Source organism: Nereida sp. (assembly GCF_965655635.1).
GTDB lineage: Bacteria > Pseudomonadota > Alphaproteobacteria > Rhodobacterales > Rhodobacteraceae > Nereida.
The window spans coordinates 41,860-61,977 of sequence record NZ_CBFHHE010000002.1 but is presented as its reverse complement, the minus strand read 5'-3'; the positions used below and the strand labels follow the sequence as shown (position 1 = coordinate 61,977).

At 54.4% G+C, this 20,118-nt stretch carries 20 protein-coding genes; 7 read left to right on the top strand and 13 right to left on the bottom strand.

Translation table 11 applies throughout. From position 1 onward, the window contains the following. Positions 1 to 18: 18 nt before the first annotated feature. The 6 genes from ACTF5M_RS01070 to ACTF5M_RS01045 form a co-directional block, all read right to left on the bottom strand. Positions 19 to 837 carry a metal ABC transporter permease gene (locus ACTF5M_RS01070; protein WP_438959265.1) on the bottom strand — a complete coding sequence of 273 codons (819 nt, stop codon included), beginning with the start codon at positions 835 to 837 and terminating at the stop codon, positions 19 to 21. Continuing rightward, positions 837 to 1,694: a metal ABC transporter permease gene (locus ACTF5M_RS01065; RefSeq protein WP_438959264.1), complete on the bottom strand. Its 858-nt coding sequence runs from the start codon at positions 1,692 to 1,694 to the stop codon at positions 837 to 839. The genes ACTF5M_RS01070 and ACTF5M_RS01065 overlap by 1 nt, the downstream gene beginning before the upstream one ends. Then, a complete protein-coding gene (locus ACTF5M_RS01060; protein ID WP_438959263.1) occupies positions 1,691 to 2,587 on the bottom strand; it encodes a manganese/iron ABC transporter ATP-binding protein in 897 nt (298 codons plus the stop codon). The genes ACTF5M_RS01065 and ACTF5M_RS01060 overlap by 4 nt, the downstream gene beginning before the upstream one ends. Continuing rightward, a complete protein-coding gene (locus ACTF5M_RS01055) occupies positions 2,584 to 3,447 on the bottom strand; it encodes a metal ABC transporter substrate-binding protein (RefSeq protein WP_438959331.1) in 864 nt (287 codons plus the stop codon). The genes ACTF5M_RS01060 and ACTF5M_RS01055 overlap by 4 nt, the downstream gene beginning before the upstream one ends. 146 nt (positions 3,448 to 3,593) lie before the next feature. Continuing rightward, positions 3,594 to 4,280 (bottom strand): molybdopterin cofactor-binding domain-containing protein, encoded by a 687-nt coding sequence (locus tag ACTF5M_RS01050; RefSeq protein ID WP_438959262.1) that lies wholly within the window; start codon positions 4,278 to 4,280, stop codon positions 3,594 to 3,596. A gap of 451 nt (positions 4,281 to 4,731) precedes the next feature. Continuing rightward, entirely contained in the window at positions 4,732 to 5,265 is a 534-nt protein-coding gene (locus ACTF5M_RS01045) for a cold-shock protein (protein ID WP_438959261.1), read from the bottom strand. Positions 5,266 to 5,500: 235 nt separating this feature from the next. Here ACTF5M_RS01045 and ACTF5M_RS01040 point away from each other — a divergent pair, with 235 nt between their 5' ends. Further along, positions 5,501 to 6,727 (top strand): 3-deoxy-D-manno-octulosonic acid transferase, encoded by a 1,227-nt coding sequence (locus tag ACTF5M_RS01040; RefSeq protein WP_438959260.1) that lies wholly within the window; start codon positions 5,501 to 5,503, stop codon positions 6,725 to 6,727. Here ACTF5M_RS01040 and ACTF5M_RS01035 read toward each other — a convergent pair. Continuing rightward, entirely contained in the window at positions 6,699 to 7,838 is a 1,140-nt protein-coding gene (locus ACTF5M_RS01035) for an acetoin utilization protein AcuC (RefSeq protein ID WP_438959259.1), read from the bottom strand. The genes ACTF5M_RS01040 and ACTF5M_RS01035 overlap by 29 nt on opposite strands. A 163-nt stretch (positions 7,839 to 8,001) precedes the next feature. Between ACTF5M_RS01035 and ACTF5M_RS01030 the strand changes: the two genes are divergently transcribed. From ACTF5M_RS01030 to ptsP, 4 genes are all read left to right on the top strand, one after another. Then, positions 8,002 to 8,508, top strand: a complete 507-nt coding sequence (locus ACTF5M_RS01030) for an NUDIX hydrolase (protein ID WP_438959258.1) — start codon at positions 8,002 to 8,004, stop codon at positions 8,506 to 8,508. A gap of 86 nt (positions 8,509 to 8,594) precedes the next feature. Then, complete coding sequence (locus tag ACTF5M_RS01025) at positions 8,595 to 9,005, top strand: DUF1178 family protein (protein ID WP_438959257.1); 411 nt, start codon at positions 8,595 to 8,597, stop codon at positions 9,003 to 9,005. Between the two features lie 97 nt (positions 9,006 to 9,102). After that, positions 9,103 to 10,338 (top strand): aspartate kinase, encoded by a 1,236-nt coding sequence (locus ACTF5M_RS01020; protein WP_438959256.1) that lies wholly within the window; start codon positions 9,103 to 9,105, stop codon positions 10,336 to 10,338. A 167-nt stretch (positions 10,339 to 10,505) separates the two neighbouring features. Continuing rightward, complete coding sequence (gene ptsP, locus ACTF5M_RS01015) at positions 10,506 to 12,749, top strand: phosphoenolpyruvate--protein phosphotransferase (RefSeq protein ID WP_438959255.1); 2,244 nt, start codon at positions 10,506 to 10,508, stop codon at positions 12,747 to 12,749. On the opposite strand, the gene ACTF5M_RS01010 is transcribed toward ptsP, so the two are convergent. Next, positions 12,746 to 13,240: a GNAT family N-acetyltransferase gene (locus tag ACTF5M_RS01010; protein WP_438959254.1), complete on the bottom strand. Its 495-nt coding sequence runs from the start codon at positions 13,238 to 13,240 to the stop codon at positions 12,746 to 12,748. The genes ptsP and ACTF5M_RS01010 overlap by 4 nt on opposite strands. 85 nt (positions 13,241 to 13,325) lie before the next feature. Between ACTF5M_RS01010 and ACTF5M_RS01005 the strand changes: the two genes are divergently transcribed. Both ACTF5M_RS01005 and ACTF5M_RS01000 read left to right on the top strand, forming a co-directional pair. Continuing rightward, complete coding sequence (locus ACTF5M_RS01005) at positions 13,326 to 13,946, top strand: flavin reductase family protein (RefSeq protein ID WP_438959253.1); 621 nt, start codon at positions 13,326 to 13,328, stop codon at positions 13,944 to 13,946. A 74-nt stretch (positions 13,947 to 14,020) separates the two neighbouring features. Then, positions 14,021 to 14,563, top strand: a complete 543-nt coding sequence (locus ACTF5M_RS01000; RefSeq protein WP_438959252.1) for an adenine phosphoribosyltransferase — start codon at positions 14,021 to 14,023, stop codon at positions 14,561 to 14,563. A gap of 30 nt (positions 14,564 to 14,593) precedes the next feature. Here the strand turns inward: ACTF5M_RS01000 and ACTF5M_RS00995 are convergent, their stop codons facing one another. From ACTF5M_RS00995 to ACTF5M_RS00975, 5 genes are all read right to left on the bottom strand, one after another. Further along, entirely contained in the window at positions 14,594 to 16,018 is a 1,425-nt protein-coding gene (locus ACTF5M_RS00995; RefSeq protein WP_438959251.1) for an FAD-binding oxidoreductase, read from the bottom strand. 125 nt (positions 16,019 to 16,143) lie between these two features. Continuing rightward, the gene (locus ACTF5M_RS00990) at positions 16,144 to 16,734 is read right to left on the bottom strand and encodes a GNAT family N-acetyltransferase (protein WP_438959250.1); all 591 of its coding nucleotides are present in this window, start codon (positions 16,732 to 16,734) and stop codon (positions 16,144 to 16,146) included. Next, positions 16,734 to 17,993 carry a M16 family metallopeptidase gene (locus ACTF5M_RS00985; protein ID WP_438959249.1) on the bottom strand — a complete coding sequence of 420 codons (1,260 nt, stop codon included), beginning with the start codon at positions 17,991 to 17,993 and terminating at the stop codon, positions 16,734 to 16,736. The genes ACTF5M_RS00990 and ACTF5M_RS00985 overlap by 1 nt, the downstream gene beginning before the upstream one ends. Next, positions 17,994 to 19,376, bottom strand: coding sequence for a threonine synthase (gene thrC / locus ACTF5M_RS00980; RefSeq protein ID WP_438959248.1), 1,383 nt, complete (start codon positions 19,374 to 19,376; stop codon positions 17,994 to 17,996). Continuing rightward, a complete protein-coding gene (locus ACTF5M_RS00975) occupies positions 19,373 to 20,062 on the bottom strand; it encodes an SURF1 family protein (protein WP_438959247.1) in 690 nt (229 codons plus the stop codon). Before ACTF5M_RS00975 ends, thrC begins: the two co-directional genes overlap by 4 nt. Between the last annotated feature and the right edge of the window lie 56 nt (positions 20,063 to 20,118).

Here is a 20,118-nt window from a genome sequence, read left to right as displayed (position 1 = left end):
AGTTTCGGACAGACACTATCAGGCTGCGCGAAGTTTAAAGCGCGCCCGCACAAAGGCCGCAATGAAGCAAATGGTCAGCACCAAAATGATTGTTGGCGCCGGTGCACTGTCGATGAAAAAACTGGCGCAGATACCTATAAGACTTGAGGCGAGCGTTACGAGTACGGCAGTAGGCAACATAATGCTGAGGCGTTTGGACAACAGATACGCAATCGCGCCCGGTGCAATCAGCAACCCGATTGCCAAAATAATGCCGACTGCAGACAGGGTCGCGACAATCGTCAGGGAGATAAGAGCCAGAAGCCCGTAGTGCAGCAACCCTACCCGCAATCCCACAGCCTGCGCTTGCACCGGGTCAAACGCATGCAACATCAAGTCATGCCGCTTGGCGATCACGATACTTGCAACCCCCAGCGAGATCAGGCCAGCCGTCCAAAGATCCTGTTCCCCCACCCCCAAGATGTTGCCGAAAAGGATGTGATCCAGATGCAGATTGGTAGAAATCTTGGTGTACAAAACAATCCCAAAGCCAAACATTCCCGAGAACACAATCCCCATTACGGTGTCCTGTTTGACGCGGCTATTGTCGCTAAGAAAGCCAGTCGCAACAGCGCAAAACATACCTGCAACAAACGCCCCTATGAGCAACGGAATGCTGAATACATGGGCCAAGACGATCCCCGGCAGCACCGCATGGCTGATCGCATCGCCCATCAACGACCACCCCTTGAGGACCAGATAACAAGACAAAAGGCTGGTCGGAATGCTTAGCATTGCCATGATCACGAAAGCCTTGTTCATAAACGCAAATTGAAATGGCAACAGCAACTCGTCCATCAGTTTGCCCGCACCGCTTTAGCCGCACGCCGACGCGCCGCAAGATATCCATGGGTTGGCGCAAGCATGAACGCGACCAGAAAGATCAGGGTTTGAAGGCTCACGATCAGCCCGCCAGTTGCACCGTCCAAGAAGTAACTCAGGTAGGCGCCGACACAGCTTGTTGTCGCACCAATCGCCACACTTAGAGCAAGCAACCGTGGGAACCTGTCAGTCAACAAATAGGCCGTCGCACCGGGCGTCACGACCATGGCGATGACCAAAAACGCACCAACAGTTTGCATCGCGGCCACGCAGCAAGCGGCCAAAATCGCAAAGAAAATGACCTTCAAAACATCGGGCCTTAGCCCGATTGAACGGGCGTGATCTTCGTCAAAAAACGTCACCATGAAGTCTTTCCACTTTGCCAAAAGCACAGCTAAACTGACAAAACCGATGACAGCCAATTGCAGCGTGTCCGAAGGAGTAATGGCTAAAATATTTCCAAAAGTGATGGTCTGAACGCTGATCGAAATGGGCGAGACCGAGACCATAAACAGGCCAAGCCCAAAGAATGACGTAAAGATCAGACCAATAATAGTATCTTCTTTCAGGCCCGTGCGTTGGTTCAAAAAGAGCATCGATGCCGCTGCCAAACCACCAGCCGCAAACGCCCCAAGCGCAAATGGCAGGCCCAGCATATACGCCCCAGCAACCCCCGGCACGATCGAATGGCTCAGTGCGTCGCCAATCAAAGACCAGCCTTTAAGCATCAGATACGCAGACAGAAACGCACAAACTGCCCCCACCAGCGAGCTAACCCAAATTGCGTTAAACATGTAGGAATAGCCAAAGGGCTCAAGAAGCGTGTCGATCATTCGGTCCCTTCGCCTTTGGCTTTTGGCGCATCGGACGCTGATTGCATCTCGTCGCCGTAAACGACAAAGGGGCGCTCATCATCGGTGATGACCCGAACGGAGCGGGTGTCATCATCATCATGAAGCTGTGAACCGGTTAGAACAAAGTGCCGCAGAACGCCGCCAAAGGCGATTTCAAGATTAGCATGGGTGAACACTTCTGCGGTTGGGCCAGAGGCCAGCACAGTGCCTTTAACCAAAACCGTGCGGTCACAAAACTCTGGCACGGATCCAAGGTTGTGGGTCGAAACCAAAATGACGCGCCCCTCGTCGCGCATGGCTTGCAACAACGCCACGATGGCGTCCTCTGTTTGCAAATCAACGCCTGTAAACGGCTCATCAAGCAAGATCACCTGCCCTTGTTGGGCCAATGCGCGCGCAAGAAAAACGCGCTTGCGCTGCCCGCCTGAAAGCTCACCGATTTGACGGTGCCGGTAGGCTTGCATGCTGACGCGGTCCAATGCCTCACTCACGGCCGCATGGTCCGCAGCAGACGGCCGGCGTAGAAACCCCATGTGACCGTAGCGTCCCATCATCACCACGTCCTCCACAAGTACGGGGAAGCTCCAATCAACGTCCTCGCTTTGGGGCACATAGGCCACCATGTTCTTGGCAAGAGCCGCCTTAACGGACATGCCCATCACAGAAATCTCGCCTCGTGCGGCGGGAACAAAACCCATAATTGCTTTGAACAGCGTGGATTTACCTGCCCCGTTCACCCCAACCAACGCTGTAATTGTGCCTGCGAGAATTTCAAAACTCGCGTCCGACAAAGCGGTGTGTCCGTTGCGGTAGGTAACAGTCACATGTTCGGCTTTGATGCCAGTGCTAAGGGGCGCGGCTATGTCTTTCATCCGCCCAAACCATCAGCAATCGTTTGTGATGTCACGCGAAGTAAATCCAGATATGTCGGCACGGGCCCGTCCTGCGCACTTAGGCTATCGACATAGAGCACGCCACCGTAACTGGCACCTGTTTCACTAGCGACCTGCTCCGCCGGGGCTTGGCTCACAGTACTTTCGCAAAACACCGCAGGAATATCGTTCGCACGCACGGCATCAATTACACGACGTACTTGTTGTGGGGTGCCTTGGGCATCTGCGTTCATCGGCCACAGATATAACTCCTGCATTGCGAAGTCCTTGATGAGGTAGCTGAACGCACCTTCACACGTTGCCAGCCAACGCTGTTGTTGCGGAATGGCTGCGACACGGTCTCGTAGGGGTGCAATCGTTTGGGTGATACGCGCTTTGTACGCGTCAGCATTCGCGCGGTATGTCTCGGCGTTGTCCGGATCATGAGTGACCAATGCGTCACGTATATTATCCACATAGATCAGCGCATTATCCAGCCCCATCCAGGCATGTGGATTTGGCAGGCCCGTATACTCACCTGCAGAAATGCTGATCGGCGTAATTCCGTCAGTCAGCACGGCACTGGGCACGTCGGATAAATTGCTCAAGAACTGCTCAAACCAGAGTTCAAGATTTAGCCCGTTCCACAAAATCAAATCCGCACCCTGTGCGCGTAGAATATCGCGGGGCGTGGGGGCGTAGCCGTGTATTTCTGCATCGGGTTTTGTCACGCTTTCCACCACTGCTGCATCACCGGCCACATTGCGCGCCATATCAGCCAGAACCGTAAAAGTCGTCACCACTTTAAACTGTTCGTCCGCAGCGGCCTTGATTGGCAAAATAGCAAACGTACCCGCCATAACCAGCGAACAAAATGACGATGAAAGCAAGGGACGGAAGAAAAACATGTGCAGATCTCCATTGTTGACTGCCACTCTTTTATGCGAATCGCTCGCAACTAGCAAGATAATTGCGAGCGATTCTCAACTACTGCAGCAATCTCCGCTTAGGCAAAATCAATGTCGTTCCAGAACGGCATCCTGCGCAGCCTTTGTCCCGTGGCAGCGAAGATCGCATTCGCAAGCGCAGGCGCGGCAGGGGGAACAGGTGGCTCACCGATACCGCGCACTTTGTCGCCGTTCGTCAAATCACGGACCTCAATGTGCGGGCATTGCGCCATGCGCATTCCGTCGTGCATGTCAAAATTACGCTGATCTGCGACGCCATCTGTGAACGTAATCTCACAGTTCATTGCGTGACCAAGTCCCCAGGCAACCCCGCCCATCACGTTGTTTTCAAAATTAATCGGATCAAGCACCTGCCCCACTTCTGCGGCAACCCAGACCTTTTCGATCACAATGCCCCGACTAGTATCGCGCACTTGAACCACTTCCGCAGTTGGCACACCGAAGCTTTCGACGAAGGCAACGCCGCGCCCCTGCCCTTGGCCAAGTGGTGCACCCCAATCCGACATTTCAGCAACTGCCTCCAAAACAGCGCGGTGAAGTGGCGACTGTATCAACCTTAAGCGTTCTGCTACCGGATCAACCCCCGCAGTATGGATCATTTCATCCAAAAAACTCTCCACAAAAAACGCAGCCGATGACGCACCAACAGATCGCCACGAACTAATCGGCGCTAACTCTGGCGTGCGATATGCACGCACAGACAAGTGCGGCACTGCGTAAGGCATATTCCAAACACCCGCTGCTTTTTTAGAGTTTTATCGACAACTTTGACCAAGGCCTCGTCATCTTCAATCATCAACACACGCACTAGCTACCAACCTCAATACTACCAATGTCTGCACACAAGGCAGGGCGTTCCTATGAAATAATTAACGCTGTTTAAAGCAAATACGTGAATGATGCGTGATTGGTGGTGAAATAGGCTATAAGTATTGAATTTGAGCTCTACTTCTACGCACCAAAAAAGCCTGACGGAGCAACTCCATCAGGCTCATTACTAAATACATTAAGCATGTGGCGCTACTCGTTACCTGTCAAAGAAAACCTCCTCGACGATAATTAGGTAGCGTAACATTGATGAACGCTTAATGAACAAATACGTCAATGAACAGTTAATAACAAAAATGTCGTACTGATACGGTACCAACGCCAAGACGATGCTTATTCAAACTCCAGCTAAGACGCGTCTGTCCAAGGAAACAGATACTTCACGGCTGCTTTTGGCCCATCGTTCTCAATTACGACACAAATGCCCAATCCAGAGGCAACCTCACCCAAAGATGACAGGCGCAGGGTTTCTGCGTGAAAGAACACCTCTTTCGCCTCGCCGTAAGGAATTACAAAGCCGTAGCCCTTTTTGGCGTCAAACCATTTGACGATGGCAGGCTGTAACGCACTTAACTCATCCGCAGACAAATCCCCAATCGTTAGCAGATCTTCAGACGCAATAACTTCTGTAATTTCAGAAATCCGCGCGCCGCGCGCGCTGTCCTCGACCCAATAAGCCAGCTCGACCTCTTTGGCGATTGAGCTGAGGCCAAGCTCTCGTAAGATGTTTTGATGTAACAAAACATCCTCGCCGGTTTGCCCATCAACAACGAAGCCAATTCCTTTGTTTTGGTCAAACCACTTCACTACCCCACGTGACGCGCGGCTTTGCACATCACCAGGTCTCGGACCACTTTGATCTTTATTATCACTATTCGACATATTAGCGCCTTACGCTCCGGCTGCACTTGTTACGCTGCCGTTTTTGCATAGCGAGTGTTAAGATTGTTTTTAATTCCAGAGGCGAGTTACACAAAAATTTACTGAAAGAAACAGTAATTCTTCGAAACCCCAGTGTTAAAAGCCATCTGTCGTCACGTAGCGCCGCCATTTTGATCAATTAATCAAAGGCGCACCCTTGCTCGACACAATATCTCCGCCTAAGGCGGATGTGACCATGTTGATATATAGAGCCGTCATAACCTTCGCAGCACCGTTTATTTTGCTGCACGCCATCCTGAAAATGGGGGGGGTAACTGCGCGGCTTGGCTTTGTACGGCCTGCGCAGCGCGGCGCGCATATTTGGGTCCACGCAGCCAGTAACGGAGAAATCACATCTGCCAAGGCAACCCTTCAGGCGCTCTTGCGCCGTGATCCAAGCCGCAAAATTCTGATCACCACCAACCAGATTACAGCCCGCGATATGATCCGTAGTTGGGGCAACGACCGGATCGAAGCGCATCTGGCACCGATTGATCTACGTTGGATCACAAATATGATACTGCGTAATTGGTCCATTTGCGCGCATATCATTGTCGAAAACGAAATCTGGCCAAACCGCCTTTCTGTGTTGTCATACGCACAAATACCAGTCGTGATTATTGGCGCGCGTTTATCTGCGCGCAGTGCTGCACGGTGGCAAAAACTACCCAGTTCACTATGCAATATTTACCGCACGCTGAGCCTTGTCAGCCCGCAAGACCGCGACAGCGGGGCACGTTTCAAAGCCCTCGGCGCGCCAAACACCAGCGCACCCAACAACCTAAAAGAGCATTATCAACGCCCCGCACCCCACGCGGATTTCTCAGAATTTGCACAGCTGTACCAAGCCCCCTTCACAGTTTTGGGCGCTTCAACCCACGCAGGCGAAGAAAAGCTCATTCTTGATGCCTTTGACATTTTGCATGCCGAAGACCCGCGATGGCATTTGATCTTGGCGCCCCGCCATCCCAAACGCCGTGACGAGGTTTTAAGCCTGATTGGCCAGCGTTTCAGCGTGGCCCAATATTCGAACCGGACCCGCCGCACCAACACTACCCAGATCACCTTGGCCGATACCATGGGCGACATGGCGCTGTGGTATGACATTGCTGATATTTGCGTGGTGGCTGGTAGCTTCCAGCCCGTTGGGGGGCACACGCCGTTTGAACCCCTAAGCCATGGGTGTGGTGTGTTTCATGGCCCGCACGTGTCAAATTTCAATGAAAGCTATGGTGCCCTCAATGCTGTGGGCGGCGCAAAGATGGTCCGTTCAGCCGAAGACCTGGCGCATGAGATCCTGACCTGCCGGCCAGATGTGATGTGCGACGCGGCGGCACCGGTTTTAGGACGCGCACAAGATCAAGAGCCGTTCTATACAGAACTTGAAGCGCATGTTACACGCGCACCAAGAGCCGCTTCTTAAGCTGAGCCACCCGCTCACGAACCACGTCCTTAACTGGCCCGTTCCGTGGATCGTCGCGCAAGGTGGTTGACCAATGCGTAGGCCTGTTTTTCCCACGGCTGTGGCCGCTCCATGTAAGGGCCTGCAATACACGGCGCGGTGCGTCATCAAGATCCCGAGGTGGCTCAATACCGTTCAGCACGCCCCACGCACCTGTCCAAAGCCTGCCCACGGACCACGGATTATAGCCGCCCCCACCAAGCAGCAAAAAGCGCGGACACATGGGAAGCAATGCGCGGATCACATCAAAATGTGCGTTGTTGGACATAGCAAGCGTTGACTGCGGATCTTCCTCGACCGCATCTGCGCCGCATTGAAGGACAATCGCATCAGGCCTGAAAGTTTGCAGTGCGGGCAATATGAGTTCCGACAAAGTATAGGCCATGTCGTCATCGTGGCTGTGCTTTGGCAAAGGCAAATTAAACAGGTTTCCCACCCCTTCATCAACAAGCGCACCAGTGCGGGGCCATCTGTTTTCCTCGTGGGTAGAAATCATCAATACATCTGGGTCGGCTTTAAACGCGTGCTCCACCCCATCTGGATGATGGGCGTCAATGTCGATGTAGGCAATGCGTATCACACCGCTGCGCTTTAGCGACAAAATACTCAAAACCGGGTCGTTGAAATAACAAAACCCGTTTGCCCGATCAGGCATCGCATGATGGGTGCCACAACCTGGCGCATAAACACGCCCCCCGTTGGCAAGTAATTCTCCGGCTAAAAGCGCACCCCCCGCAGATGTAGCAGGGCGGCGAAACACTTCTGCAAAGACAGGATTTGAATGGGTCCCGATGTGATGCCGGCGGCGCACTTCTTCGCTGACGTCTTGCGCCGCCTCTGCGGCTTGCAACGCCGCAATATAGGCAGGTGTGTGCCATGCAGAAATTGCCACGGGCTTGGCGCGCGGACTTGTGATGTATTGCTGTGCTGGCAACCATCCCAGTGCGCGCGACAAATCCATAACTGTACTGACCCGCGGCACACGCAGCGGGTGCCATGCGCCATAAGACGAGCCGCGATAAATCTCGGACCCGATGAAAAGGGGGCGAACAAGTAGAGATGGTGCAGTCATAACGATGGTGAGCCTAGGTCCACACCCATGACTGTCCAGTCCCTATAAAGACACATCAGCGCGCCAATACATGCGCCGAGCTGACCCTGATGTCTGCAAAAAGTTGAATTCATCGGAAATTAGCGCTATGTTGACTAGGTAAGGGGGCACGGAGGACACAACGATGCCACCATCTAAAAAACTTACAGGGCAAAGACGCAATAACAAATCAATGAAGCAGCAACCGCTCTCTGTTACGGGTAAAACCAAGTATGACCTTCGCACGCAGTTCTCTGCGCTGCCCTTTCGGGTTGTGGCTGGCAAGCTTGAGATTTTGTTGGTTACCTCACGCGGGACTGGACGCTGGATCATCCCCAAAGGCTGGCCCATGGCTGACACAACCCCAAGTGATGCGGCTGCAACAGAAGCTTTTGAGGAAGCGGGTGTTGAGGGAAAGATCTACAAAACCTGCATCGGGCTTTACTCATACACCAAACAAATGAACGACATGCCAAACCTGCCATGCGTCTCAATGGTGTACCCGCTTAGGGTCAAGAAAATCCTCAAAGATTACCCCGAAGTAGATCAGCGCAAACGCAAGTGGTTCAGCCAATCAAAAGCCGCCAAGAAAGTGGATGAACCTGAGTTGCGCGCGATTATCTCCTCGTTCGACCGCAACTTGCTGAGCTAACATAACCGCTCGCTTGTGATCTTGCTCTCGGCTCAGCTTTGCCTACATAATACGTAACTTGATGATGCTTAGGGCCTTTGATCCGCATGATCCGATATAACTTGAAATGTACAAATGATCACCAATTTGACAGCTGGTTTGCCGACGCGGCCAGCTATGATACGCTGCGCGGGCGTAAATTGGTGTCTTGTGCTGTGTGCGGTGATACAGATGTCTCCAAATCATTGATGGCGCCGCAAGTACGCCCCGCCCGCGGCGCGCTTAGCCAAGCCGCCTCTCCCGCCGAGCAAGCGATTGCAGAAATGCGCAAACACATTGAAACCAACGCTGATGATGTGGGCACCAATTTCGCAGCCGAAGCGCGTAAAATTCATGATGGTGAAACGCCGGAGCGGGCAATTTACGGCCAAGCCAACGTGCAAGAAGCCAAAGAGTTGATCAAAGACGGCGTGCCTGTGGTGCCCCTGCCGTTCATGGCGAAAGACAAAGCCAACTAGCGTGCTGCGCGTCCATCGCTAAATCGCCCGCCTTCTACTTGCCCAAAAACCACCCATGGCATAAACGACGCCCAACATCAGACAAAGGGCGCATAATATGCCGACATTGGTAATGAAGTTTGGCGGCACATCAGTCGCAAACCCTGATCGTATCAAACGCGCAGCCAAACGCGTGGGCGTTGAAGTTGCCAAAGGGTACAACGTGATTGTCATCGTCAGCGCGATGTCTGGCAAAACAAACGAACTTGTTGGCTGGGTAAACGAAATATCGCCCCTCTATGACGCCCGTGAATATGATGCAGTCGTAGCATCAGGTGAGTTGGTGACAGCTGGCCTAATGGCGTTGACACTACAGGAAATGGACGTTCCGGCACGCAGCTGGCAGGGCTGGCAAGTGCCCGTCAAGACCACCTCTGCACACGCTTCGGCACGCATTGAGGAAATCCCTACAGACAACATCGTGCGGACGTTCGAAAACGGCATGAAGGTTGCGGTCGTGGCAGGTTTCCAAGGCATCAGCCCCGAAGGCCGCGTCACAACTTTGGGCCGTGGCGGCTCTGACACAACTGCTGTGGCGTTCGCTGCTGCATTCGGCGCAGAACGGTGCGATATCTACACAGACGTTGATGGTGTCTACACTACAGACCCACGCGTTTCTGACAAAGCCCGCAAATTGGACAAGATCGCATTTGAAGAGATGCTCGAGCTGGCCTCACAAGGTGCAAAGGTTCTTCAGACACGCTCTGTTGAATTGGCGATGCGCTACAAAGTGAAGCTGCGCGTGTTATCAAGTTTTGAAGAACAATCAGATCAAGCAGGCACTCTTGTCTGCGATGAGGAGGAAATCATGGAATCCAACGTAGTCTCCGGCGTGGCGTTTAGCCGTGATGAAGCCAAAATGACCCTCATCTCGGTCGCCGATCGCCCCGGCATCGCCGCTGCAATCTTTGGCCCGTTGGCCGAAGCAGGCATCAACGTCGATATGATCGTGCAAAACATCTCTGAAGAGGGCCGCACCGACATGACGTTCTCGTGCCCCGTTGATCACGTGGCGCGCGCCGATCAAGCCCTTCAGGAGGCCAAATCATCAGGCAGCATCAACTACCAAGAGCTGATCGCCGATAAAGACGTGGCTAAGCTAAGCGTTGTTGGCATCGGGATGCGCAGCCACGCAGGTGTAGCCGCCAAAATGTTCGCGGCCCTTCAAGCCGAAGGCGTCAACATCAAGGTTATCACCACTTCCGAAATCAAAATCTCTGTTCTGGTTGATCGCAAATACATGGAACTGGCTGTCCAAGCGCTTCATGATGCGTTTGAGTTGGAAAAAGCCTAAACGCTAGGCCGTGTAACACCCTGTTTTTTCTGCATTTTTCACCACCCCCACGCGCAGCGCTTACAATTTCAGACGGGCTTAGCGCTAACTTGATGACCCACGGGTAAAATACAGGTATGACACCATCATGGCGCCAGCTAAGGCGTCCTAACGGTGGTTGAATACGGGTGTCACAAACTTCTGAGAGCGAAAGCCGCAAGCTGCTTGGCGCACTGCGCGACACTATGGCCAACGACCGCGCGGGCCAAGCGCGCATGGACGACATTACTCAACTGATTGCCCAAAGCATGGGCACAGATGTGTGCTCTATCTACCTGTTTTGCGACGATGACACCCTTGAACTTTGCGCCACACAGGGCCTCAACGCAGAAGCTGTCCACCAAACCCGTATGCGACTTGGTGAAGGGCTTGTAGGCAGCGTGGCGCGCACCAAACGTCTGGTAAATACCGACAACGCGCCACAACAACGTGGTTTCCGCTATATGCCCGAAACCGGCGAAGAGGTCTTTTCCGGTTTTCTGGGCGTGCCAATCCAACGGCTAGGCGAAGTATTGGGCGTGTTGGTCGTTCAATCGCGCCAAACCCGTGAATACACCGCCGACGAAATCTATGGGCTTGAAGTGGTGGCAATGGTGCTTGCAGAGATGACAGAGCTTGGCGCGTTTGTCAGCGACGAGACCGGCGTGGGCGCGCTACACCAACGCGCCGTTATGTTCCGTGGATCAGTAGGCCAAGAAGGTGCCGCCGCGGGGCAGGTCTATCTGCACGAACCCCGCGTTGTCGTCACAAACCCCGTGGCCGATGACCCCGAAGCAGAGCACAAACGCCTCAACGATGCAGTTGAGACATTGCGCATGTCCGTTGACGAAATGCTGACTGGTGCGGGAACCGGCGACAAAGAGCAAAAACAGGTTCTTGAGGCCTACCGGATGTTTGCCAACTCAAAGGGCTGGCTTCGCCGGATGGATGAAGACATCGAACTTGGCCTGTCCGCCGAAGCCGCCGTTGAAAAAGAACAATCCGCCGCCCGCACACGGATGAACGAAGTCACAGACGCCTATCTACGCGAGCGGCTGCAAGACCTTGATGACCTATCTAACCGCCTCCTACGGATTCTAACGGGCCAAGGTGCCGACACCGGCGCTGAAATGCCAGAGCACCCTGTCCTTGTGGCGCGCAATATTGGTCCGGGCGAGTTGCTTGAATACGGGCGCAAACTGCGTGCGATTGTCCTCGAAGAAGGCAGCGTCGGCAGCCACGCAGGAATTGTTGCGCGCGCACTTGCCATCCCACTGGTGATACAAGCGAAAGGCGTCACGACAGAGGCGCTCAACGGTGATCAAATTCTTGTGGACGGAGAACAGGGCATTGTGCACCTGCGCCCCGAGGACACCGTTACCACTGCGTTCAAAGATAAAATCGCGATGCTCGCCAAAGCGCAGGACCGCTACACGGACATTCGTCACAAGCCGGCCACCGCTTTGTGCGGCACAACTATTTCGCTACAGATGAACGCCGGACTTATGGCCGATTTGCCAAGCCTTGAGAATTCCGGTGCAGAGGGCGTGGGCCTTTTTAGGACAGAATTACAGTTTCTTGTGCGCAATCAATTCCCTCGCCGATCAGAGTTGGCCAACTTGTATGGCCGTGTGCTTGATGCGGCACAAGGCAAGCGCGTTGTGTTCCGGACGCTTGATATCGGCTCGGACAAAGTTCTGCCCTATATGAAGCCACAAGACGAACCGAACCCTGCATTAGGGTGGCGTGCGATCCGTGTGGGCCTCGATAAGCCGGGCGTCTTGAGGATGCAGCTGCAAGCGCTTTTGCGCGCTGCAAACGGCCGGGCACTTACTGTTATGTTTCCGTTCGTGGCCCAGTACGAAGAGTTCACGCAAGCCCGCGCAGCCCTGACAAAAGCGATTAAACGCGAAGAAGCGCTTGGGCATATTCTGCCCGAAAACATCGAAGTCGGCGCCATGTTGGAAACTCCATCTTTGGCCTTTGCCCCTGATGCATTTTTTGAAGACGTAGATTTTTTATCTATTGGCGGTAATGATCTTAAACAGTTTTTCTTTGCTGCGGACCGTGAAAACGAACGCGTCCGCAAACGTTACGATAGCCTGAACGTCAGCTTTTTGTCCTTCATGGAAATGATCGTAGACCGGTGCAGCAAGACGCAAACGCCGATCTCGTTCTGTGGCGAAGACGCAGGCAAACCGATTGAAGCGGTTTGCTTTGCCGCGATGGGACTTCGCACGTTGTCGATGCGCCCCGCCTCAATTGGCCCCGTGAAATCATTGTTGATGCGGGTCAATTTGGCAGATGTAAAAAAGGTGATCGAGACTGCACGCGCCGAAGGCAAAATGTCAGTCCGTGACGACATCGCAGCCTATATCCGCAGCCTTGGCTAGGACGCGCTGTCTACTTTTTGCACCTGTCCTGTGACGCCATCCCAAGCACGCGGCACCAAAGGGAGGCCCAAGACACGTTCGGGGTTTGTTGGTGGTGGCATGGTCACATCCGTCAGTTTGCAAAACCCGAATTTGGAATAATACGGCGCATCACCCACCAAAATGACACGAGTCCACCCAAGGTTTTGCGCCCGTGAAAGACTGTCGCGAATAAGCACGCTGCCCAATCCTTCGCCCTGCCGCGTGGGGTGAACGGCAACTGGGCCCAGCAAAAGCGCCGTGTCACTGCCGATTTGCACAGGCCAATACCGGATCGCACCGCCCAAAATACCCGCCTCATCACGCGCCACCAATGACAGCCCCGGCACCTGAGCCACGCCGTCGCGTAATCGGTAGGAAGAAAGCGCCTCACGACCTGGCGCAAAGCAAAGGTCATAAAGCGCCTCTACCTCCCACCAGTCGTGCTGACTTTCTTCACGTAACCCCGCCACGCTGCTCACCTTTTGCTTATCGTGCCACTAGAACTCGCCCTATCATGCAGGTTAACGTGGGGCAAAGCGCAAAGGTACATCAACCATGTTCTACACCCCCTCAACCGAGGCAGGCGCCGGCAGCGGGCTGGCCCATAACCCGTTCAACGCCATTGTGACCCCCCGCCCCATCGGCTGGATCAGCACCCGTGATACGGACGGCTCAGACAACCTCGCACCTTATTCGTTTTTCAACGCGGTCGCGTACACGCCCCCTCAGGTGATGTTTTCTTCGACCAGCAGCAAGGCGGACCGTGGTGACACCAAGGACAGCGTCGCCAACATCCGTGAAAGCGGCGTTTTTTGCGTCAACATAGTTGAATTCACCGCCCGTGACGCCATGAACGCCAGCAGTGAAATGCTGCCAAAAGACGTGGATGAGTTTGAGCACGCAGGCCTGACAAAGGAACAATGCGAGACGATTTCTTGCGCGCGCATCGCAGGTGCGCCCGCCGCTCTTGAATGTAAATTGACCGAAATCATCCCTCTGCGCGGTGAGCATAACTTCTTGGTTCTGGGCGAAGTCACAGGGGTTCATATGCGCGATGATTGCATAGTCGATGGCCGGTTTGACATCACCAGCTTCACGCCACTGGCCCGCATGGGCTACAAAGACTATACCGCCGTCCGTGACGTTTTCACACTGACCCGCCCCGATCAAAAGTAAGCCAGTACCGTTGACATAGCTGCCGCAACGCGGTCACAAGCCAACATCCCAATGCCCGCGTAAAGGAGGCCACCATGGCCCGCTCAAACAAGACCGTCCGCGACTACATTCGTACAATCCCTGACTTTCCACATGAAGGGATCATGTACCGTGATGTGACCACACTTTTTGCAGACCCACGCGGATTTCGCATCGCGATTGACCAATTGCTGCATCCTTATGCGGGCACTGATATCGACCGGATTGTGGGGCTGGAAGCACGCGGGTTTATCCTTGGCGGTGCCATCGCCCACCAGCTTAGCGTTGGGTTCGTGCCAATCCGCAAAAAAGGCAAACTACCCGGCAAAACCCTCAGTCAAGATTACACTTTGGAGTACGGCGAAGCGACGATGGAAATCCACGATGATGCCATTCAGCCAGGCGAAAAGGTTCTGGTGGTTGATGATCTTTTGGCAACGGGCGGCACTGCTGAGGCTGGTATCAAATTGCTCGAAAAGCTCGGAGCCGAGATTGTTGGATGCGCTTTTGTAATTGATCTGCCTGATCTTGGTGGGCGTGCCAAGCTTGAGGCGATGGGCGTCGACATCCACGCGCTTTGTGCGTTTGAAGGCGAATAACCTCGCAAACTGGCGCGCGGCAATAACGCTCTAGCGCGCCAACACAGCGCCAGGGTTCATAATTCCCTTTGGGTCAAGCGCGTCTTTAATGGCACGCATCGCGACCAGTTTGGCCGGATCGCTATAGCGCACAAGATCAGCAACTTTGAGCCGCCCAACACCATGCTCAGCACTCACCGACCCGCCCATGTCATGGACAAGGTCGTGGACTGTGCTCTTAATATCTTCGCGCTGGTGCTCATGATCGGCACGGCTTTTGCCATCCACCGGAAAGACGTTGTAGTGAAGATTACCGTCGCCCACGTGACCAAAACAATTCACCCTAAACGATCCCAGCTGTGCAATCGCCTGATTGCCACGTTCGATGAACGCAGGGATAGCCGACAGCGGCACCGAAATGTCATGACTGCTCACCGAGCCAATCCGGCGATTTGCTTCCGGGATATTCTCGCGCAAGGCCCAAAACTGCTGCCGCTGGCTTTGTGATTGTGCAATTAAGCCGTCGCTTACCAAGCCGGCCTCGCTTGCTTCGGTAAACAACGCCTCAAGTGCCATCGCAGGATCAAGTCCTTGGGCCAAACCAACGTCAATCAGCACCATCCACTCGGGTTTTTCAGCAAAAGGCTGGCGCACATCTGGCAGCGTCTCAGACAAAAAATCTAGGCCCTGCTTGTGGATAAGCTCAAACGCAGAAACCCCGCCGCCCATACGCTTTTGCGTCAGTGCAAGAAGCGATAGTGCAGCACGCGGATCACGCACTGCCATAAACGCTGTTCCTTCTGAGGCGGGCTCAGGGTGCAGGCGCAAACACGCAGCAGTAATAATCCCAAGGGTCCCTTCGGCGCCAACCATCAGGTGACGTAGATCATAGCCTGTGTTGTTTTTGCGCAAACGCGTTAAGCCGTTCCAGATTGTGCCATCGGGCATCACGACCTCAAGACCAAGGCACAGATCGCGCGCATTTCCGTAGCGCAGGACATTTACGCCGCCAGCATTAGTCGACAGCACGCCGCCCACCCGCGCACTGCCCTCACTGGCAAGCGAGAGCGGAAACATCAGGCCTTCGGCGCGGGCGTGTAACTGAACATCCGCAAGGATCATTCCTGCTTCAACCACCATCACGCCTTCCTCGGCGTGCATGGAACGCAACGCCGTCATTCGCTCTAGCGACAAGATCAGAGGGGGCACACCGTCTTCCGCAATCTGCCCACCAACAAGTCCCGTTCCACCACCGTATGGAATGACCGCAACACCATAAGCATGAGCCGCCGCAACAAGGGCCGCGATTTGCTCGGTTGTGCGCGGTTTCGCAAGCAGTCCCGCTGTGCCAGCGTAACGTCCACGCGGCTCTTCAAGGTAGGAAGCAGTGACAGGCGCAAACACATCATGGGGCATTAAGGCGCGTACTTTGGCCTCAAAATCAGACGTTGCGGAAACAAGCGGTGCAATCGACATAGCGCATCCTTAAATCACGGGCGGTTGGGGCTTCATGCCATGCTGTCCGCTTGGTGAAAAGGCTACAACATGGCACGGCTGGTAACATGTGAAAACGTAGTGCGGTGCCGTGCAAAAGCAGCCCCTTAAGCCAGACCGATGTCCGTTCTACCCCGACGGTCGCCGCGCAAATTGGCATACAGCACATGATTGCGCCAGCGTCCGTCAATTTGCAGATAGCTTTGTGCAACGCCTTCGTATTTGAAGCCCGACTTCTCTAAAACGCCCCGCGATGCTTTGTTCTCAGGCAAGCAAGCCGCCTCAAGACGGCTTAGATCAAGGGTGTTGAAAGCATAATGGGTCGTGGCTTCGATAGCTTCGCGCATGAACCCCTGCCGTGCCGCAGTGCGCGCAACCCAATATCCCAATGTGCCGGCCTGCGCAGGACCGCGACGGATGTTATCAAGGGTGATTGCACCGATCAGCGCCTGATCTTCACGGCGGATCAAGAAAAGCGGCAGAGCCGTGCCTTGGGTGATCGCCCGCTGTGCCCAGTAAACTCGATTGGTAAACGCCTTGCGTGACAAGTGATCCGCCGCCCAAGTTGGTTCCCAAGGCGTTAGAAAATCATCGCTATCGCTGCGCTGTGACGCCCAAAAACGAAAATCACTATGCGCCGGTTGGCGAAGGGTCATTCGCTCCGTTTCGATAATGACTTTGCGTTTTGATCTCAGCATTAGGCGGCCAGTCGCGCCTTTAACTGCTCAAGGTGCGGCGCTTGTTCGACAGGACCATAAAGCGCCATCGCGCTGCGGGCCGTCCCAAGGTTTTCAGCGAAATCTTTGACATCTCCCGTGGTGACCGCATCAATCCGCTCAACCGCCTCATCCAGCTGAGGGATACGGTCCCAGATCGACATCATCCGCGCCAACCGTTCGCAACGCGCAGATGGGCTTTCAAGCCCCATCAACATCCCCGCCTTCATCTGTGCACGCGCACGCGCCACTTCTTCTGGGGTCATATCACTGGCGGCACGTTTCATCTCGTCCATGGTCAGACCAGCCAGATCTCCGATTTGCTCGGCGCTTGTGCCTGCATAAATCGTCATCAAGCCCGTGTCCGCATAGGCGCCTGCCTGACTGAAAATCGTATAGCACAACCCACGCTTTTCGCGGATTTCTTGGAACAGGCGGCTCGACATGCCACCCCCGAATGCCGTGGCAAATATCTGGGCCGTGTAGATCTGCGGATCGCGGTAGTCCGGCCCTTCCAATGCCAAGGCAAAGTGCACCTGCTCCAGGGATTTCACCTCTCGCCGCTCTCCGCCTTCAAAACGTGCGGCGTCTGATTGAATGGACGGCGCGGCGGGCAAATGGCCAAACATTTCTTCTGCACGACGGACAAGATCATCATGATCCACGGCACCAGCAGCGGACAAAATCATCTGACTGGGGCCGTAGTGCTGTGCCACAAATTGCGCCAAATCATCACGGCTAAAGCTTTGAACCCGCTCAACAGGCCCCAGTATAGTACGCCCGATCGCTTGGTCGGGATAAGCCTCTTCTTGCAACCAATCGAACACAATATCGTCCGGCGTATCCAACGACTGGCCGATCTCTTGCAAAATCACACCTCGTTCGACCTCAATTTCCGCAGGGTCAAAAACAGGATTGAGAACAATATCGCCAATCACATCAAGCGCCAGCGGCACATCATTTTCCAACACGCGGGCATAGTAGGCCGTCATCTCGCGGCTGGTATATGCGTTGATATAGCCGCCCACGTCTTCAATTGCCTCAGCGATTTGCAACGCGCTACGCCGCTTGGTGCCTTTGAAGGCCATATGTTCGAGAAAATGCGCGATGCCGTTTTGCGGCAGCGTTTCATTGCGACCGCCCGCTTGCACCCAAATGCCGATAGACGCGCTTTTCAGCCCCTCCATGTGCTCTGTTACAATGCGAAAGCCGTTGGACAGACGATGGGTTTGAACACTCACTTAGATACGATCCTTGATGATGGTCTTGATGTCAGAGACGCCGCCAGTCACGCGGGTGATACGCTCGTCGCGCTCAAACAAATCCGCCATACGCGCGGGCAATGCAGGGAAAACACCGCTGGCCGCCTCGACTGCGCCTGGGAATTTCGCGGGATGTGCAGTGGCCAAAGTAATCATCGGCGTAGCACCCAAATGCCCTTCTGCGACGTGTACACCCACAGCTGAGTGTGGGCACAACAATTCACCGTGATCCGCATGATAGCGCGTAATGGCCGCTGCGGTTTCGTCTTCGGACGCGCGGCCAGATGCAAATGTATCGCGCAGCGTTGAAATAGCCCCTTGGCTAACGGTAAATGCACCGCTTTGCTTCAGCTCATCCATTTGTTGGGCAATCGCAGCACCGTCGCTTCCATAGGCATAATAAAGCGCGCGTTCAAAGTTCGAGCTGACCTGAATATCCATGGACGGGCTGATCGAAGGCTTCACCCCTTCGGTGCTGTAAACGCCTGTCTCAAGAGTACGGTGCAGGATGTCGTTTTGGTTGGTTGCGATGGCCAGCTTGTCGATGGTTAGGCCCATCTGTTTAGCAATGTAGCCGGCAAAAATGTCGCCAAAGTTACCAGTCGGCACCGTAAAGCTAACCTCACGGTGCGGCGCACCGAGGCTCACTGCGCTCGAGAAGTAGTATACAACTTGCGCCAGCACACGCGCCCAGTTGATTGAGTTAACTCCAGCAAGACGGACATCATCGCGAAAATCAAAGTCGTTGAACATGTCCTTCACAGCCGCTTGGCACGTGTCGAAATCCCCATCGACCGCCAAGGCATGTACATTGACCTCTGACGGCGTTGTCATCTGGCGGCGCTGCACGTCAGACACACGGCCATGCGGGTACAAAATGAACAGGTCAACCGCTTCAAGCCCGCGGAAAGCCTCCATCGCGGCTGAGCCAGTATCACCCGATGTTGCACCCACAATCGTGACCCGCTCACCATTGCGCTTGAGCGCGAATTCAAACATCTGACCGATCAGCTGCATGGCGAAATCTTTGAACGCCAAGGTTGGTCCGTGAAACAGTTCAAGCAAGAAATGGTTCGGCGCAACCTGCACCAAAGGCGCGCGCGCAGCATGACCGAAACCCGCATAAGCCTTTGCAATCAGATCCGCGAATTCTTCGTCTGTGAACGTTTCGCCTGTAAATGGACGCATCACACGGAAGGCTCTTTCCTCATAACTCAGGCCCGCCATTGCCGCGATGTCAGCTTTTGAAAATGTCGGGATGCTCTCGGGAAGATACAATCCGCCATCACGCGCAAGGCCAGTAAGCATCGCCTGTTCGAACGTCAAAACAGGCGCATTGCCACGGGTTGAATGGTACTTCATGTATTTTGCCTTTCGTCAGTCCTGCGCGTCATACGCCACACCACAAAGCCTGTCATCCCCAACCACACAATTGCCAGCGAAAACCACGTGATTGCGTAGTTAAGGTGATCATTGGGAATCGCATCACTTGAAACCGGCAGCGGTGAAATAGCTGGATCCGTTGGGGCGATCGCGCGCGCAATCACCAACACGGGACGTGTGTTTAGCGCCTTGGCCATGACATCAACGTCGCGCGCGAACCAGATGTTCTTGGCCAGGTCAGGCTCGGGCGTGTAGCCGTCTACTTCTGAAGGCCAATGCAAATTACCCTCAACCGCCGCATCGCCTGTCAAACGGGGCGCTTGGGCGTCCAACAAAGACTGGAAACCACGGTCGATCATGATGCGACCTGCCGATGTCTCAAGCACAGCGATATGGCGGTACCCCGCGCCCACGTGCTTTTGGCTGACCAACACGCGCAAATACTCACCAGTATAATTGCCGCTCACTTGGACAGGCGCGAAACGATCACGCGTAGGATCGGGGGTTTGAGGCAACTCAGAAACAGGGCCCGTGATGCGTGCATCAATCTCGGCCAATACGCCCTCTTTCCACGCGAGGCGTTTCATCTGCCAGTTGCCCAAACTCAAAAGGATCGCAATCCCTACAAAGCCCAAAACCAAAATCCCGATGATCTTGCCGCGCATGCTGTTCTCCCAAATCAAACGCAAAAGGCGCGAGGATGACCCCGCGCCTTTGTATC

Excerpts from the sequence above, each read along its gene's own strand:
- ACTF5M_RS00975 (WP_438959247.1), bottom strand. The coding sequence starts at position 20,062 with ATGCGCGGCAAGATCATCGGGATTTTGGTTTTGGGCTTTGTAGGGATT.
- thrC (WP_438959248.1), bottom strand. The coding sequence starts at position 19,376 with ATGAAGTACCATTCAACCCGTGGCAATGCGCCTGTTTTGACGTTCGAA.
- ACTF5M_RS01030 (WP_438959258.1), top strand. The coding sequence starts at position 8,002 with ATGCCACCATCTAAAAAACTTACAGGGCAAAGACGCAATAACAAATCA.
- ACTF5M_RS01040 (WP_438959260.1), top strand. The coding sequence starts at position 5,501 with ATGTTGATATATAGAGCCGTCATAACCTTCGCAGCACCGTTTATTTTG.
- ACTF5M_RS01035 (WP_438959259.1), bottom strand. The coding sequence starts at position 7,838 with ATGACTGCACCATCTCTACTTGTTCGCCCCCTTTTCATCGGGTCCGAG.
- ACTF5M_RS01020 (WP_438959256.1), top strand. The coding sequence starts at position 9,103 with ATGCCGACATTGGTAATGAAGTTTGGCGGCACATCAGTCGCAAACCCT.
- ACTF5M_RS01025 (WP_438959257.1), top strand. The coding sequence starts at position 8,595 with ATGATCCGATATAACTTGAAATGTACAAATGATCACCAATTTGACAGC.
- ACTF5M_RS01055 (WP_438959331.1), bottom strand. The coding sequence starts at position 3,447 with ATGGCGGGTACGTTTGCTATTTTGCCAATCAAGGCCGCTGCGGACGAA.
- ACTF5M_RS01065 (WP_438959264.1), bottom strand. The coding sequence starts at position 1,694 with ATGATCGACACGCTTCTTGAGCCCTTTGGCTATTCCTACATGTTTAAC.
- ACTF5M_RS01045 (WP_438959261.1), bottom strand. The coding sequence starts at position 5,265 with ATGTCGAATAGTGATAATAAAGATCAAAGTGGTCCGAGACCTGGTGAT.
- ACTF5M_RS01005 (WP_438959253.1), top strand. The coding sequence starts at position 13,326 with ATGTTCTACACCCCCTCAACCGAGGCAGGCGCCGGCAGCGGGCTGGCC.
- ACTF5M_RS00995 (WP_438959251.1), bottom strand. The coding sequence starts at position 16,018 with ATGTCGATTGCACCGCTTGTTTCCGCAACGTCTGATTTTGAGGCCAAA.
- ACTF5M_RS01070 (WP_438959265.1), bottom strand. The coding sequence starts at position 837 with ATGGACGAGTTGCTGTTGCCATTTCAATTTGCGTTTATGAACAAGGCT.
- ACTF5M_RS00990 (WP_438959250.1), bottom strand. The coding sequence starts at position 16,734 with ATGCTGAGATCAAAACGCAAAGTCATTATCGAAACGGAGCGAATGACC.
- ACTF5M_RS01060 (WP_438959263.1), bottom strand. The coding sequence starts at position 2,587 with ATGAAAGACATAGCCGCGCCCCTTAGCACTGGCATCAAAGCCGAACAT.
- ACTF5M_RS01050 (WP_438959262.1), bottom strand. The coding sequence starts at position 4,280 with ATGCCTTACGCAGTGCCGCACTTGTCTGTGCGTGCATATCGCACGCCA.
- ACTF5M_RS01000 (WP_438959252.1), top strand. The coding sequence starts at position 14,021 with ATGGCCCGCTCAAACAAGACCGTCCGCGACTACATTCGTACAATCCCT.